Raw genomic sequence first — 16485 nt, 5'->3', positions numbered from 1 at the left:
TATGAGTATTGAAATAAGTAAAGATGCTGCCCAAATTGGCGAGACAGGGAAAAAGGTGCTTTTTATTGATCGTGACGGTACCATGATCAAAGAACCTGCAGATGAGCAGATAGATGCTTTTGAGAAATTGGAGTTTTATCCGAAGGCAATTACCTATTTGGCTAAGATAGCCAAGGAGCTAGATTATGAATTGGTGATGGTTACCAATCAGGACGGACTGGGGACAGAATCTTACCCCGAAAATACCTTTTGGCCCATCCACAATTTCATAATGGAGACCTTTAAAGGGGAGGGCGTTGTTTTCGATAAGGTATTTATGGATAGGAGTTTCCCACATGAGAATTTGGAAACCCGTAAACCTCGTACAGGGCTATTGACCGAATATTTCACAGAGGCCTACGACCTCACTAACTCCTTTGTGATTGGAGATCGTTTAACGGATATAGAACTAGCCAAAAACCTTGGTGCAAAGGGTATTTTCATAAATGACGAAACTAATTTTGGGGTGGGAGAGATAAGCGTGCAACGTAAAGATCTAGACCCTTATATCGCGTTAGAAAGCAATGACTGGGAAAAGATATATGAGTTTTTAAAATTAGAAAACAGGGTTTCTGAAACTTATAGAAAAACCCATGAAACCGATATTTATATAAAATTGAACCTAGACGGTACCGGGAAAAGCAATATTGATACCGGACTACCTTTCTTTGATCATATGTTGGATCAATTGGCTAGACACGGTCATATGGATCTAGATATAAAGGTAAAGGGGGACCTGGAAATAGATGAGCACCATACCATTGAAGATACTGGAATTGCTTTGGGGGAGGTATTCCACAAAGCATTGGGTAATAAATTAGGAATGGAGCGCTATGGCTTCTGTTTACCTATGGACGATTGCTTGGCTCAGGTAGCTATAGATTTTGGTGGTCGCAATTGGTTGGTATGGGAGGCCGATTTTAAGCGGGAAATGATAGGTAAAATGCCTACGGAAATGTTTCACCATTTCTTTAAGTCGTTTACGGACGGGGCAAAGGCTAACCTAAATATTAAGGCAGAGGGAACCAATGAACACCACAAGATAGAAGCTATTTTTAAGGCATTTGCCAAGGCCATAAAGATGGCATTGAAGCGCGATGTGGAGAAACTGGTACTTCCAAGTACCAAAGGCGTACTGTAAGCCATAAAACCAAGCATCTAAAGAATAGCAGAATGAAAATTGTAATAATAGACTACGGGGCTGGGAATATTCAAAGCATTAAATTTGCTATTCAACGCCTGGGGTACCAGGCGGTACTTAGTTCCGATGTAGAAGAAATTGTGGCAGCAGACAAAGTTATTTTTCCAGGTGTTGGGGAGGCTAGTAGTGCCATGAATAAATTACGGGAAAGTAAATTGGATGGCTTAATTCCACAATTAAAGCAACCTGTGTTGGGTATCTGTTTGGGTATGCAGCTAATGTGTAACCATTCTCAAGAAGGCGATACTAAGGGACTAGGAATTTTTGACGTAGAAGTATCCCAATTTCCTAATTCGGTAAAAGTTCCCCAAATTGGTTGGAATCAGATTAGTCAACTTAAGTCGGACCTATTCAGTGAGGTGAGGGAAGACGAACACGTTTATATGGTCCATAGCTTTTATGCAGCAGTTTGTGAAGCAACTATTGCCCAGTCTAACTATGGACTGGATTATAGCGCGGCTCTGCAAAAAGATAACTTTTATGGAACTCAATTTCATCCCGAAAAAAGTAGCGTGGTGGGTGAGCGGATATTGAAAAACTTTCTTGTAAATATCAATTAGTGAATAAAACAATAACATGAGAATTATACCGGCAATAGATATAATAGACGGAAAATGTGTTCGTCTTTCCAAAGGGGATTACGATACCAAGAAAATTTACAATGAAAATCCATTGGAAGTGGCCAAGGAATTTGAGGCCCATGGGATAAAACACCTCCACTTGGTAGATTTAGACGGTGCCAAGGCAAATCATATTGTCAACTATAAGGTGTTAGAGCGGATCGCTTCCAAAACCAGCTTGAAAATCGATTTCGGTGGTGGACTAAAAGCCAATGAGGATCTAAGGATTGCTTTTGAAAGTGGGGCCGATCAAATTACAGGGGGAAGTATCGCTGTGAAGGATCCCGAAACATTTAAAACATGGATTACGACCTATGGGGGCGATAAAATTATTTTAGGTGCCGATGCTAAGGATGAAATGGTGGCTGTTTCTGGATGGACCGAAGAGTCCAACGAGGAATTAATCCCGTTTATACAAAGCTATCAGAAGGAAGGAATAAAGTCGGTTATCTGTACAGATATCAGTAAGGATGGTATGTTGCAAGGGCCTTCTTTTGAGCTGTACGAAAGAATAATTTCAATTTGTGGGCCACAACTACAACTTATTGCGAGCGGTGGCATCGCTACCTTTGAGGAACTACCCAAATTGGCTGAATTGGGATGCGAAGGCACCATCATTGGAAAGGCAATTTATGAAAACAAGATTTCGCTAAAACAATTGGAAGAATTTATTTTGGCCAATTAGTACGTATAATAAAAAGCTATGGCCATATTCACCCTAAAAAGTTATAATGGGTAGGCCAACCATAATATTTTAAAATGCTGACAAAAAGAATCATACCCTGTTTAGATATCAAAAATGGGAGGACCGTTAAAGGGGTTAACTTTGTAGACCTACGTGATGCTGGAGATCCGGTAGAATTGGCAGAGATTTATGCCAAGACCGGTGCAGATGAACTGGTATTCTTAGATATCTCTGCAACAGAAGAAGGTAGGCGCACCATGGCAGACCTTGTTTTACGGGTTGCCGAAAAAGTGAATATACCCTTTACTGTCGGTGGGGGAATCTCTTCCGTAGCAGATGTGGACATCCTACTGCAGAATGGTGCCGATAAAGTATCCATCAATTCCTCCGCTGTGAAAAATCCACAGTTAATCAATGATTTGGTGGCTAAGTTTGGTTCACAATGTATTGTAGTGGCCATTGATGCAAAAGAGGTAGATGGGGAGTGGATTGTGCATTTAGTAGGAGGAAAGGTCCCTACCGAGCTTAATCTTTTTGATTGGGCTAAGGAAGTGGAAGCGCGTGGTGCAGGTGAAATTTTATTCACTAGTATGAATCACGACGGAACCAAAAACGGATTTGCCAATGAGGCTTTGGCAAAATTGTCCACGGAATTAAACATCCCGATAATTGCCTCTGGAGGAGCGGGTACAATTGCCCATTTCACCGACGCGTTCACCAAAGGGAAAGCAGACGCCGCTTTGGCAGCAAGTGTATTTCATTTTAAGGAAATAGCCATAAAAGAATTAAAGGAAGAATTGCATAGCAAAGACATTCCCGTTAGATTATAAATCGTAAAGGGGCAATGCCATAAAGGGATATACAAGTACGTGTACTCTTTATCGTTATCTCCACTACAACAAGCATAGAACAATGACCATAGATTTCAATAAAAACAAGGACGGATTGGTGCCAGCCGTCATACAAGACGCGAAGACAAAGAATGTACTTATGCTGGGCTATATGAACCAAGAAGCCTATGCGCACACCATAGAGACCAAAAAAGTCACCTTCTTTAGTCGCACTAAAAATAGACTGTGGACCAAGGGAGAGGAAAGCGGTAATTTCCTAAACTTGGTAACCATAAAGTCAGACTGCGACAATGATACGCTTTTAGTGACTGTAGAACCAGTGGGGCCTACTTGTCATAAGGGGACGGACACCTGTTGGGGTGAGGAGAATTTGGAGCGCTATGGATTTTTGAGTGAGTTAGAGGGAGTTATCGCAGATAGAAAGGCACAAGCAGAAGGGAAGGAACCTAATCCTGAGTATAAAGCTAGTTATGTTTCCTCCCTATATCAAAGCGGCATCAATAAAATAGCCCAAAAAGTGGGTGAGGAAGCCGTGGAAGTGGTGATAGAGGCCATGGATAAAAACGACTCACTCTTCCTGGATGAAAGTGCCGATCTGCTTTTTCATTATCTCATATTGCTGCAGGCAAAAGGCTACCAATTGAAAGATATTGTAAAAGTATTGGAGACACGCCACTAGCAATATCCAAAGGGGGCCATACACGGTCTAGGTTTGGCTAACGCTATAATCCTTCAATAGTCCACACCCTAGGGGTATTAATATTTAAAAGACTCTAAAGCTCATCTTGGAGGCCCATCTGGACTAGTTATAATTCTTAAGTCTTATCAAAAACCTGTTATAAATTGTTTAATTTATAACAGGATAAATTTTAAATTAAAAATTAATACTATCTTGAGCACTTGGAATTTTGGAATAATTAACAACATAAATAGGAAATGAAGTCAAATAGGAGAGATTTTATAAGAAAATCATCCATTGCTGGTATGGGATTGGCAATGGCACAAGGATGGGCAAGCTCTTTGTCTAATAAAAATTTTAATGAAGCACCTACGCCAAGTTTAGGTGCTAAGTATATGGGTGGTTTTTCTGCTCCTAAATTGGATACAGTTAAATGTGCTTTTATTGGAGTAGGTGCTCGTGGTTCTAGTCACGCACATCAAATTGCTTCTATAGAAGGTACTGAGGTGGTTGCTATTTCCGATCTTTATGAGGATAACGCTCAAAGATCTGCAGATAAATGCAAGGAGAATGGTAAAGGTACCCGTCACCAAAAGATTAAATTATATACCAAAGGAGAAAACGACTGGAAGAAAATGCTGAAAAGGGAAAAGCCCGATGCAGTTTTCGTAAGTACTCCTTGGAAATTACACGCCCCTATGGCCATTGAGGCTATGAAAAGTGGAGCGCACGTTTTTGTAGAAGTCCCACTTGCCCTGACCATTGAGGAGATGTGGGAGATTGTAGATACTTCCGAAAAGACTCAGAAGCACTGTATGATGATGGAAAACGTTAACTACGGTAGGGAGGAGCTTTTATATCTAAATATGTGTAGGCAAGGCGTTCTTGGAGAACTTTTACATGGGGAAGCTTCCTATATCCATGAACTTCGTTTTCAAATGAATGAGGTAGAGCGTGGAACCGGTTCTTGGCGTACACCACACTATGCACATCGTAATGGTAATTTATATCCAACACATGGTTTGGGACCCGTTGCCCAATACATGAATTTAGCTAGAGGTGAGGATAACTTTAAATTTATAAATTCCTTTTCTTCACCAGCTAAAGGCCGACAATTATATGCCGCCAAAAATTTCCCAGCCGACCATAAATGGAATCAGTTAGATTATAAGGGAGGAGATATCAATACGTCTATTGTAAAGACCCACCTAGGTAGGACCATTATGGTACAGTGGGATGAGACTAGCCCTAGACCGTATACCAGACATAATTTAATACAAGGTACAAAAGGTACTATGCAAGGGTTCCCAACAAGAATTGCCTTAGAAGGCGGATTTGAAGGAGGTCCAAAGGATCACCACTCTTGGGGACAAGGTGAGCAGCTCGCAAAGATTTATGAGAAGTATGAGCATCCTTTATACCTTAGATTAGGAGAATTATCTAGGAAAATGGGCGGACACGGTGGAATGGATTTTATGATGCTCTACCGAATTGTAGAGTGTCTGCGTAATGGCCAGCCATTAGACCAAAACGTATACGAAGGTTGTTATTGGAGTGCCGTAGGTACTTTGAGTGAGGCCTCTGTAGCTCAAAATGGAGTACCGCAAGAGTTTCCAGATTTCACAAGAGGAAGATGGGAAACTACGGCGCCCTTAGATATTATAAGTTAATAGTTTAAGTGTTTTTTTTTAGTATAAGCCGTTTATTTCCTAAGGGAAGTAAACGGCTTTTTTATTTCCAATACCTATAAAGTCCGCCAGCAGTGCACCCTGTTTATGGGGATATCTAGGGAGTACGCCAAAGAATAAAAATCTTAGACAATTCCATGGCGCTTTTTTTAACCCATAACATGGGCGCACTGTTATTTTCCAAACGGGGTAAAATGCTATCCAATATATCTTTATAGGAACACCATTCCACCTCATTATAGGGTGGTAAAAGCCATTCTATTTTGGTGGGTAAATAATACTGATAGGATGTAAACTCTTCCCTTTCAAAATCCACATTGCTAATCCAGCTGCCCCTTATACAGTCGGAGTTAAATGGGGTTACATCCATCTTTGTACTATAGTAAGGAGTGAATAATTGAGATTTAAAACATACCAGCTTACTTAAGTCTTTGGCATCAATTCCATATTCCTTTAAGGTGTTTCTCCCTTCCTTATGGGAAGATAAAGGTAATTGGTGACTTATTATTCTTTCCTTCTTTTGCATGTAGGTATCCCTAAAATTAGGGCCAAGCAGTTGTTCTTCCATGGGAGTGTTTTGGACTCCCGTTACTATATAAAACTTGTAGGTGAGCTCTAAGTGAATGGGTTTTCCCGTAATCAAATCCCGGAGAATGAAGTCGAACTCCCCAAGCGTTATTTTATTCTTCCTAACGGGCACATTGGTAGCAAGTACCTTATACCTGTGATTATGCAATAGCAATTGATGAAATACAAACTCCAATTGATGACCTAGCCTAAGCTGCTTCGGAATGGGAAGCGGGGAAAAGTCCTGAAGATTGATCCCTGGAAAAACAAATTGCTCCAACCCCTCGTAGTTATCATACCACAAAGGAGGAGTTTTTTGAAAAGCATCATAAATAGAAAGTGTTTTCATGCTTGTTACCTTCTTAGCTTCTAAAAATAAGTTGGTATAATGGGCCTGCAAAACATTTTGTACCTAAACCAATCTGAGCTCACTAAAATTACTAAACGCCCCGTGGAGGCCTGGGTTCCCGCAAAAAGGTTCAATAAAACTACCTAACAAAATGGAACTCTTTTATTAAATAAAGGTAGCCCCTAGGTTTTGTCCACTAAACTAAGGGCTACCTTGTATGCAGAAATGAATCCAATCCAAAGTCAAAAGAACTGGCCGTTAAAACGTTTTCTTAAAAATCGGATTCGTCTTTTTTAGATGGTTCATCACTACCCCTAAAACGTTTATAGGGTATTGGGTTCCAGGTTCTATATTCCAAGCCTTTAGCTTGTACAGGAAGGGGAATGTCTTCTAATATTTTTTTGGCTACCTCCAATTCGCGAACAGCTTCCTCTTTATCTTGATACATAAATTCATCGGACGCCACGGGCGGGGCTTGCTCTAACTTTTCCTCCAGGTCTTGTATCACCATATTTTGTTGAGATCGTGCTGCTTCCCGGGCCTCTGTAATCCAAGCAGGCTGTAAGTTGCGATTGCTGTCCCCAAGACTGCTGTATTCATTAAATATGTCCCTATAGATTCGGTCTGCATTTAATCGGATATCCAAATTAACCTATTCCAGATCCCTTTTGGTTAAAGAATCCCAATCTAGAGGCTCACTTCGTTTTAAACCCCCTAAATTCTTCCTCTCAGAATAAAATGGAAATATGGCTTTAATGGTTTGCCCCACAGGGGAAATAGATTGGTCATTTTCGTCCAGTCCCTTGGATTGTATACCCTGTATGGCGATACGTGCCGATTCTGGCCTTATAATTTCCTTTGGCGGCAATATTCCATGACGCAGCATTTCCCTAATTCCTGTTCCGGATATATGTACTCGGTATTTTTCGTCATGTGGACAGGATTGGCCTGTTGCCAAATTACTACATCGGGTACAATGAAAAACTTCATGGAATAGTCTTATAGCTATCCCTAATTCCTTCGGGTCAAATTCATCGAAGACGGTATGACTGGCATACTTGTCATAGAATTCACCTATTCCGGCATGGTCCCGTCCAATTAACGCATGGGTACAGCCATAGTTTTTCATAATTAGTGCATGCAATACCGTTTCCCGGGGTCCGGCAAAAATATAGGTTACCCGTAAGGGAGAAAGCATGGATCTACCTTTAGGGTAATAAGTGTCCAAGACACTTCTATAGGATAACATCCTAAATTCGTGACGCGTATATTCCCTTTTCGCCATTTCCACGAGAGGTTGTATAAGTAGGCCATCAATTTCCTCCAAAGCATTCTTATGGATAAACTCGTGCCCTCTATGAAGCGGATTGGCACCGGTTATAAATCCGGCTACAGACCGGAAATTTTTCTCTTCATAAAACATCTTCCAAGTATCCTTGGGTTCTAGTCGTAATTTTTCAAAGGGACCCCAATCCATTCGTCCTAACAATTTAAGGGTACCTCCTAAAGCCGTATCGCCCATCCTACGGTAGATGGCATCTACCCCCGGATGGTTTCTACCCGTGGTGCCAAAAAGCTGTGAAGCCCTATACTCCCTATCGTAGGAGAATATATCGTTTAGGGTAAGAATGGCAATTGGGTTCCTTTTCTCGTCAATTAGGGTTACTTCTTCCCCTATGGCCAAAGATTTCACTACCTCTCGGTTTCGTTCGCCTGTAGGGGCAAAACTAAGGGGTACAGGCCAGATAAGACCATTCGTTAATCGACCTTTACTGAGGACCGACATATAGTTGGCTTCATCCATAAAACCCTCATTGGGAGATAAAACCCCGGTTGCGATCATCTCTACAGTAATCACCGCCTCCATGTCGATCATTATAGCAGGTAACTGTGCAGCTCTTTTAAGTGCCTCATCTAATTCCGCTCCTTTTAATACTAAATCGACCAATTTACCTCCATGTGGCTGCTGGGGATAGTTACCAAGCATGCCTTTCTTTGTTAGCATCATTTCTTGCTCCATTTGATATTTGATTTTAGAAGGTGATTCCCTGCCTTGTATTAGTGCTATTTTTTGCTGAAAAACACTAGGGAATCCACCAATAAATTAATAGCTGAGATCAATAGTTACCATAAGCTTAGTTGTAGTCCATAATAGCTTACGATAATTAAAAGATGAAGATACCCTATTTACTGTAGATCCCAAATTTCTCAATTTTTATGGCAGGAAACCTAGTGGGTTAGTGCAAAGAAGTTTACCTCGTGGAGGGCGAAGGTAGAAGGTTTTTAACAAGACAATCGTGAGCAAAGAAAGCCAACGGAATATTTAAAAGTTAGGGTGATCATTGTGGCCAAAGCGCCTTAATAGTTAAGTTTTCTTAAAATAGCAATGGATGTATCCCAAATGTATTAAATTTATGATATGTCAATAGAAAAAAGAAGAGGCTTTCGTTTTTCCAATTATGTTGCACCAGATCTAAGTCCGTTCGAAAAACTCTTTGAGATTTTCAAGGAATTAATCACCCATACTTCCGGGGATGTAGATGAGGCCTTAGATTGGTTACGCGAATTGGATAAGGAATATAGCCTAACCGATGAGAATTATACAATAGAAGACTTTATAGAAGACCTTAAAGCCAAGGGTTATTTACGTGAGGAGTTTGAGCTTGGGGACACAGACGGCACTGGAGAAGGCACTTCTAAGGCAGACTTGGCCATTACCGCTAAAATGGAGCGTGTAATCCGTCAAGCCGCCCTAGATCAGATTTTCGGTAAAATTAAACGCAGTGGCTCTGGAAACCATAAAACGGGAAAACCGGGTAGGGGAGATGAGCATACCGGGGAATATAGAGAATTTCGCTTTGGGGATAGTTTAGAACGTATCTCCATGACCGAAAGTCTAAAGAATGCCCAAATAAACCACGGTATCGGGAATTTTAATTTGTCGGAGGAGGACTTGGTTGTGGAAGACACGCAATACAAAGCCCAGATGAGTACGGTCCTGATGATCGATATAAGCCACAGTATGATTCTCTATGGGGAAGATCGGATTACGCCTGCTAAAAAAGTAGCCATGGCGCTTGCCGAACTAATAACCACTCGCTATCCCAAGGATACGCTAGATGTGTTGGTTTTTGGGAACGATGCATGGCCTATTTCCATAAAGGAATTACCCTATTTAAGAGTTGGTCCTTTCCATACCAACACCGTTGCCGGATTACAGTTGGCTATGGATATGCTCCGTAGAAAACGAAATACCAATAAACAGATTTTTATGATAACCGATGGTAAGCCAAGTTGCATTAAATTGCCTGATGGCACCTATTATAAAAACAGTGTTGGACTGGACGATTATATTGTGGAAAGGTGCTATAATATGGCGCAACAAGCCAGAAAATTACATATTCCCATCACTACCTTTATGATTGCCAAAGATCCATATTTAACGCAATTTGTTAGGCATTTTACAGAGGCAAATAGAGGCAAGGCGTTCTTCACAGGATTAAAGGGTCTGGGGGAAATGATATTTGAGGATTATGAACAGAATAGAAGAAAAAGATTAAAAGGTTAAATATTCTTAGAAAACCAATCTGGATAATAAAAGGATTTATTTAAACCAATAAAATAATTACTTAAACATATGAAATTGAATCACCAGGAAATTCTAACCCTAGGAGATCTTAAAAAATCGGGTTATAAAACAAAATCCATCAAGGATGAATTAAGGGATAACCTATTACAAAAAATTAAATCGGACGAAAATGCTTTTCCAGGGGTATGGGGCTATGAAAACTCCGTAATTCCCGAACTAGAGAGCGCCATCCTATCTCGGCATAACATCAATTTACTTGGACTTAGGGGGCAGGCGAAAACCCGTTTAGCGCGACTAATGGTTGGATTACTAGACGAATATATTCCCATAGTTTCGGGTTCTGAAATCAATGATGACCCTTTAAAACCAATATCGCGATACGCTTTAGAACAAATTAAAGAGCATGGGGAAGATACTCCCATCAGCTGGATTCACCGTAGTGAACGTTTTTTTGAAAAATTGGCCACCCCGGATGTAACCGTTGCCGATTTAATTGGGGATGTAGATCCTATAAAAGCAGCAAATTTAAGGTTGTCCTATGCAGATGAAAGGGTAATCCATTATGGAATGATCCCAAGGGCTAATAGAAGTATTTTTGTAATCAATGAATTGCCAGATTTACAAGCCAGGATACAAGTGTCGCTATTTAACATTTTACAGGAAGGAGATATACAAATCCGAGGATTTAAGGTGCGTTTACCCCTAGATCTGCAGTTTGTGTTTACTGCAAATCCAGAGGATTATACCAATAGAGGTAGTATTGTAACTCCATTGAAAGATAGGATAGGGTCACAGATTCTTACCCATTATCCAGAGGATTTGGAAACCGCACGTAAGATTACCGAACAAGAAGCTAAACTGGACGAACAACAGAAAGAAATGGTGTATGTTCCCGATATGGCAAAGGACCTATTAGAGCAAATTAGTATAGAAGCCCGTAAAAGCGAGTATGTAGATCCCAAAAGCGGAATTAGTGCCAGGATGAGCATCACGGCATTGGAAAATTTATTAAGTACAGCTGAGCGAAGAACCTTAAAAAATGGCGATGGTTATACCCAAGTCCGATTGATGGATTTTATGGGAATTATTCCAGCTATAACCGGTAAAATCGAGCTGGTATATGAAGGCGAACAGGAGGGCGCCGGCAAGGTTGCAGAAATCTTGATAGAAGAGGCCATTAAAACCCTTTTTGCGCAGTACTTCCCTATAATCCAAAAACTAGAACACAAGGATGAAGAAGGACCCTACGACCAGCTAGTTAGCTGGTTCTTTGATGGTGATGGATTTGAGTTGATGGATGACGACAAGGATCATGTTTACAAAGAAAAATTGGATAGCATTCCCGCTCTAAACCAATTAATACAGCAATACCAACCAGAAATGGAAGAAAAAGATATCTATTTCCTTAAAGAACTACTGCTTTGGGGGCTGGTGGGTTATAAGAAGCTAAGCAAACAGCGCTTTGTAAAAGGATATCAAATTAAGGATGTATACGGAAGTTTTATTCGCGGACTTTAGAGGAAAATAAAATCTTAATGGTCCGAATGCTCGTTTAGGTAGTCAAAATTATAGTTGCCTACTTTCTTTTTCCTGATGGAAAAAGACCAAATAGTACATACAGGAAGAAGAATTTGAAGGCTAATCTTAATAATTCCCAAGGGTAAAAAGGTAGTTGGAATTATATAGCCTTCAAATTTAGTGTATGTACCCAAGAGTAATGCTGTTTCAATTATTTTAAAGATATAGAATAACACTACCCCGTACATTGTATACTCTATATTTCTCATTATCGTATCTGGATATTCGTTTTCCGATACTTTAAACCATAGAATATAGAGATAGATAAAATGAATCACGGATATTATAGGAAATAAAAAGCGCTCTAATTGATTGAAATGAAAGTGGTTGCTGTACAAACCATAAAAACTAAATATCATCAATACCAATATAATACTAATCGATATAATGAGATTTTGCCTTATAGCCCCTATTTTTATTTTAACTCCCATATAGGTGTAATGCTTGTTAGAAAATTTTAGGCATAGTTACGGTATAATTATGGCTGACAGTTAAAATATCGACATAATGACGAAAATTAAAGTCAGAATATTCCCTTTTCCCAGCTACTCTATTCATATTTCTTCCTACAAAATAGGTAATTTAATTAATATGCTAGTTAAGAAATATCTACAAACCACTGGATAGATGATAAAAGAATATTGTAACAATGTCTTAGTCTAAGAACTGCCTTTACGAATGAGGAGGAGAGCTCACCGTTTAAATGTGTAAAATTTTTGATTGAAAGTAGTTCTTACTAAAGGTTTTTCCTTTATTATATAGGTTTCCTTAGATTGATTAGTAGTAATATTGTAATCTGGCCCTATGGAATATTACCCATAGGAATTGGACAAGAGTTTATTTAAAGGTTAATATGCATACTAAGAGATATTATTACCTAATTCGCATACAGTATTTAGGATTTAGGTTTAGTGGGTGGCAAAAACAACCCCAACATAAGACAGTAGAAGGGATGCTGACTAAAACGTTGAAATTTATTTTACCGGATACCAAGTTTAAAATTTTGGGGGCTGGGAGAACGGATGCCAAGGTTTCGGCCTTGGATATGGCCTTTGAGTTGTTTTTGTACGATGCCCCAATTGACAATGAGGAGGATTTCATTAAGGACTTTAATAGAAATCTGCCTTCCGATATTCGAGTAGTTGCTCTTAAAGAGGTAGACAAAGAGTTTAATATAATTAAGGATGGGACCCACAAGGAGTATGTTTATCTCTTTTCGTTTGGTGATAAAAACCACCCTTATTGCGCCCCATATCTCACCAATATTATAGAGGATCTAGATATTGAATTGATGAAGAAATGCGCTGAGATGTTTATTGGCACCCATGATTTCTCTGCCTTTACCGCTAGATTACAGCCCCATACCAAGGTGGTTAGGACTATTGACAGCTGTGTAATAAAAGAAAACACCATTTTAAAGGCTAACTTTTTTCCAGAGATAAGCTACGCCTTACATATTACCGGAGCTGGATTCATGCGATACCAGATTAGGATGATTATGGGAGCCTTAATCCAATTAGGTAAAGGGGAGCTTCTCCCATCAGATTTGGAAGAGGCGCTCCAAAACAAGCATTCAAAACCCTTAACTTTCGTAGCTCCAGGCTCGGGATTAATGCTTTACAATTTGGATTTCACTTAATAGCCCCATCCAAATACTTAGCTTATTGTGAGGAGCCTTGAAAGATGTGTAAGCCTTAATACGTACCATCTCGCTGTAGTACTTCGGTCATTAATGTCGTATTTATAATCGAATTCCTATATTGAAATGCTTACATTAGTAATCCAAAGACCCGCATAAGCTAGGTTATATACTAAGGAATTTTATGAGTAAAAAGAAAAAGCAGCAAAAGGCACCACCAAAACGAACCTCCAAACGCTCAAAAAAGATGGGGAAAGCTCCTGGAAGCGTCATCTATATGGGGAATAGGGAAGGGGCAAAAAGCAGTGTCCATGTGTTGGAATACAATGAAAATCAAATTGAGGAGCTAGATTTAGATGTGTATCAAGAGAAGGAATACAATAAAATTATAGCGCTCAAAGATAGTCCCTACATTTCATGGATAGATGTTATTGGTATTAGCGATGAAGCGCTGATAGAGAAGCTTGGAAAATCCTTTGATCTTAATATGCTTTCTATTGAAGATGCCGTGAATACCAATCAACGACCTAAGGTAGACGAGTACGATAATTACATTTTTAGTGTGTTTAACATGCTCTATTTAGATCAGAACAATGAATTGGTTCAAGAACATGTGGCCATTATCTTAATGGAAAATACCGTACTCGTTTTACAAGAACTTAAGGACGATGTTTTTGATGGTGTCTATAATAGGTTAAAAAATAAGATGGGTAGGATTAGGGCAAGGGGAGCCGATTATTTATTCTTTGCGCTGTTAGACGCCATTATAGATAGCTATTTTGTGGTTTTAGAGAATTTAAACGCGAAAATCGAAATATTAGAAGACGAGGTTTATGAACATCCTAGGCCCGAACACGGTAAGAATATCTTAGAATTAAAAAAGGAAGTTCTTAAAATAAGGAGGTGGATCTTCCCAGTAAAGGAAATGGTAAGTAAACTCATAGATTCAGAACACCCGCTAATCACTAAAGACACCAAGCTATTTCTAAGGGATGCCATGGACCATAGTACCGAAATAAACGAAACGCTTCAAGTATACCGGGAAATGTCCATGAGCCTTATGGATATGTACATAAGTAATATCAGTAATAAAATGAACGAGGTGATGAAGGTACTTACCATTATGGCCTCTATTTTTATCCCTATTACGTTTATAGCAGGTGTTTATGGTATGAATTTCGACTATATGCCAGAATTACAATTTAAATATGGCTACTTCTATGTATGGGGGTTAATGCTTCTGGTTTTTGTTGGCTTACTAGTTTTTTTTAAAAGAAAGCGGTGGTTGTAATAATATGCAGCCACCTAATGTTTATTAATTTACAGGAAAAGATCCGAAGATAGATAACGGTCTCCTCTATCACAGACTATGGAAACAATGACCCCACTATCTAATGTTTCTGCCAATCGTATGGCAGCTGCGGCGGCGCCTCCACTGCTCATTCCAGCGAAAATTCCTTCCTCTTTAGCTAAGCGTTTGGTTACGTCTATAGCTTCCAATTCACTTACCTCCAGTACGGTATCTACCTTATTAGGGTCAAATATTTTAGGCAGATAGGCTTCCGGCCATTTTCGTATTCCTGGTATTTTGGCCTCATCAGTGGGCTGTACACCTACAATTTGGATTTTAGAATTCTGCTCTTTTAAATAGGTAGACGTCCCCATAATGGTTCCCGTAGTCCCCATAGATGATACAAAATGTGTGATTTCACCCTGGGTAGCATCCCAAATCTCTGGTCCGGTACTATTATAATGAGCTCTCCAATTGTCATGATTAGAAAATTGGTTGATCATATGGTAACCTTCCTCTTTTACTTTTAACTCTGCATAATCCCTTGCTCCTTCAATACCTACCTCTGCTGGGGTAAGGGTTACCTTGGCTCCATAGGCCCTCATTGTTTGAATTCGTTCTTTCGTAGAGTTTTCTGGCATCACCAACTCTATATTTAATCCATAGAGTCCGGCAATCATAGCCAAGGCTATCCCAGTATTTCCACTAGTGGCTTCAATTAATTTGGAAGTAGTGTTAAAATCGCCCCTTTCCAAACCAGCTTTTATCATGTTAAAAGCGGGCCGGTCCTTTACGCTGCCACCAGGGTTATGGCTTTCCATTTTAAAATATAGGGACACGTTGGGATTGGGATTGATATTTTTGGACAATACCAAAGGGGTATTCCCAATGGTGTCCAACAAGCTATGAGACATGTGGTGTAGTTTTTATTTTAATTTCTGGTGTGTGAAATACGGTGGAGTTGGCGGGTACAGAGTCGGTTATCCATGCGTTACCTCCAATTATAGAGTTTTTCCCTATAACCGTTTCCCCTCCGAGAATAGTGGCATTCGCATAGATGGTAACGTTATCCTCTATGGTGGGATGACGCTTCGTTTTTTGAAGATTCTTGGCTACATATAAAGCACCTAAGGTTACCCCCTGATAAATCTTAACTTTATCCATAATAACAGCGGTTTCCCCAATAACCACGCCTGTTGCGTGATCAATGAAAAATGACTTTCCTATTTTTGCCCCGGGATTTATATCCACTCCTGTTATTTTATGCGCATATTCCGTCATTAATCTGGGGACCAACGGAAATCCCTTCTTGTATAACTCATGGGCTAACCTATAGATGGCAACGGCATGGAAACCAGGATAGGCCAAATATACTTCCTCAATGGATAAGGAGGCGGGATCGCAATCTACGGTTGCTTGGGCGTCCAAATTTAATTTTTCAAGGACTTCTGGTAGTCGTTTAACGTAATGTTCCCAGACTTCCTTACATGGTTTATCTGTCTTCCAGCAAGCCAACTCTACCAATTCCTTAAAATCCTGCTCTAGAAGATCTAGGTTCTTTTCTACAGGAGTGTCAATATCGAACAAGGTATAAAACAGCCGATCCGTAAACTCTTCGGTTTTCTCCTTTAGAACAAAACGTAGGTTGGGTTGCTTTTTGTGTTGTTTAATATTTTTTATGATTACTGCTTTATCCATTTGCTAGTTTG

Annotated in this window: 16 protein-coding genes; 10 read left to right on the top strand and 6 right to left on the bottom strand. The window is 39.7% G+C overall.

Features of this window, described 5'->3' with window-relative positions:
- The first annotated feature begins 1 nt into the window (after position 1).
- The 6 genes from hisB to F1E73_RS01555 all read left to right on the top strand — a co-directional run bounded on the left by hisB (position 2) and on the right by F1E73_RS01555 (position 5745).
- Positions 2-1180, top strand: a complete 1179-nt coding sequence (gene hisB, locus F1E73_RS01580) for a bifunctional histidinol-phosphatase/imidazoleglycerol-phosphate dehydratase HisB (protein WP_086476795.1) — start codon at positions 2-4, stop codon at positions 1178-1180.
- Between the two features lie 32 nt (positions 1181-1212).
- On the top strand, positions 1213-1800 hold the full coding sequence (gene hisH / locus F1E73_RS01575; RefSeq protein WP_086476794.1) for an imidazole glycerol phosphate synthase subunit HisH: 588 nt from the start codon (positions 1213-1215) through the stop codon (positions 1798-1800).
- A gap of 16 nt (positions 1801-1816) precedes the next feature.
- On the top strand, positions 1817-2545 hold the full coding sequence (gene hisA, locus F1E73_RS01570) for a 1-(5-phosphoribosyl)-5-[(5-phosphoribosylamino)methylideneamino]imidazole-4-carboxamide isomerase (RefSeq protein ID WP_150450929.1): 729 nt from the start codon (positions 1817-1819) through the stop codon (positions 2543-2545).
- Between the two features lie 74 nt (positions 2546-2619).
- The gene (gene hisF / locus F1E73_RS01565) at positions 2620-3375 is read left to right on the top strand and encodes an imidazole glycerol phosphate synthase subunit HisF (RefSeq protein WP_086476792.1); all 756 of its coding nucleotides are present in this window, start codon (positions 2620-2622) and stop codon (positions 3373-3375) included.
- An 82-nt stretch (positions 3376-3457) separates the two neighbouring features.
- Entirely contained in the window at positions 3458-4075 is a 618-nt protein-coding gene (hisIE, locus tag F1E73_RS01560; RefSeq protein WP_086476791.1) for a bifunctional phosphoribosyl-AMP cyclohydrolase/phosphoribosyl-ATP diphosphatase HisIE, read from the top strand.
- 257 nt (positions 4076-4332) lie between these two features.
- Positions 4333-5745 (top strand): Gfo/Idh/MocA family protein, encoded by a 1413-nt coding sequence (locus F1E73_RS01555; RefSeq protein WP_150450928.1) that lies wholly within the window; start codon positions 4333-4335, stop codon positions 5743-5745.
- Positions 5746-5860: 115 nt separating this feature from the next.
- Here the strand turns inward: F1E73_RS01555 and F1E73_RS01550 are convergent, their stop codons facing one another.
- The 3 genes from F1E73_RS01550 to F1E73_RS01545 all read right to left on the bottom strand — a co-directional run bounded on the left by F1E73_RS01550 (position 5861) and on the right by F1E73_RS01545 (position 8699).
- Complete coding sequence (locus F1E73_RS01550; RefSeq protein WP_140157737.1) at positions 5861-6679, bottom strand: DUF1853 family protein; 819 nt, start codon at positions 6677-6679, stop codon at positions 5861-5863.
- Positions 6680-6950: 271 nt separating this feature from the next.
- Positions 6951-7325 carry a hypothetical protein gene (locus F1E73_RS17830; RefSeq protein WP_223883334.1) on the bottom strand — a complete coding sequence of 125 codons (375 nt, stop codon included), beginning with the start codon at positions 7323-7325 and terminating at the stop codon, positions 6951-6953.
- Positions 7326-7331: 6 nt separating this feature from the next.
- Positions 7332-8699: a hypothetical protein gene (locus F1E73_RS01545; RefSeq protein WP_223883333.1), complete on the bottom strand. Its 1368-nt coding sequence runs from the start codon at positions 8697-8699 to the stop codon at positions 7332-7334.
- A 399-nt stretch (positions 8700-9098) separates the two neighbouring features.
- Between F1E73_RS01545 and F1E73_RS01540 the strand changes: the two genes are divergently transcribed.
- On the top strand, positions 9099-10247 hold the full coding sequence (locus F1E73_RS01540) for a vWA domain-containing protein (protein ID WP_086476788.1): 1149 nt from the start codon (positions 9099-9101) through the stop codon (positions 10245-10247).
- Positions 10248-10316: 69 nt separating this feature from the next.
- The gene (locus F1E73_RS01535) at positions 10317-11786 is read left to right on the top strand and encodes a sigma 54-interacting transcriptional regulator (RefSeq protein WP_086476787.1); all 1470 of its coding nucleotides are present in this window, start codon (positions 10317-10319) and stop codon (positions 11784-11786) included.
- Between the two features lie 14 nt (positions 11787-11800).
- Here the strand turns inward: F1E73_RS01535 and F1E73_RS01530 are convergent, their stop codons facing one another.
- Complete coding sequence (locus F1E73_RS01530) at positions 11801-12205, bottom strand: hypothetical protein (protein ID WP_140157736.1); 405 nt, start codon at positions 12203-12205, stop codon at positions 11801-11803.
- A gap of 494 nt (positions 12206-12699) precedes the next feature.
- Between F1E73_RS01530 and truA the strand changes: the two genes are divergently transcribed.
- Together truA and corA are read left to right on the top strand one after the other, a co-directional pair.
- Positions 12700-13485: a tRNA pseudouridine(38-40) synthase TruA gene (gene truA / locus F1E73_RS01525; RefSeq protein ID WP_086476785.1), complete on the top strand. Its 786-nt coding sequence runs from the start codon at positions 12700-12702 to the stop codon at positions 13483-13485.
- A gap of 184 nt (positions 13486-13669) precedes the next feature.
- Positions 13670-14776, top strand: coding sequence for a magnesium/cobalt transporter CorA (gene corA, locus F1E73_RS01520; RefSeq protein WP_150450927.1), 1107 nt, complete (start codon positions 13670-13672; stop codon positions 14774-14776).
- A 29-nt stretch (positions 14777-14805) separates the two neighbouring features.
- Here the strand turns inward: corA and cysM are convergent, their stop codons facing one another.
- Together cysM and epsC are read right to left on the bottom strand one after the other, a co-directional pair.
- Complete coding sequence (gene cysM / locus F1E73_RS01515; RefSeq protein ID WP_150450926.1) at positions 14806-15690, bottom strand: cysteine synthase CysM; 885 nt, start codon at positions 15688-15690, stop codon at positions 14806-14808.
- Complete coding sequence (epsC, locus tag F1E73_RS01510; protein WP_150450925.1) at positions 15680-16474, bottom strand: serine O-acetyltransferase EpsC; 795 nt, start codon at positions 16472-16474, stop codon at positions 15680-15682. The genes cysM and epsC overlap by 11 nt, the downstream gene beginning before the upstream one ends.
- Positions 16475-16485: the final 11 nt, after the last annotated feature.

The organism is Arenibacter lacus, from assembly GCF_008711145.1.
Taxonomy (GTDB): domain Bacteria; phylum Bacteroidota; class Bacteroidia; order Flavobacteriales; family Flavobacteriaceae; genus Arenibacter; species Arenibacter amylolyticus.
The sequence above is the reverse complement of the archived record's forward strand: the minus strand, read 5'-3'. Positions and strand labels throughout refer to the sequence as shown.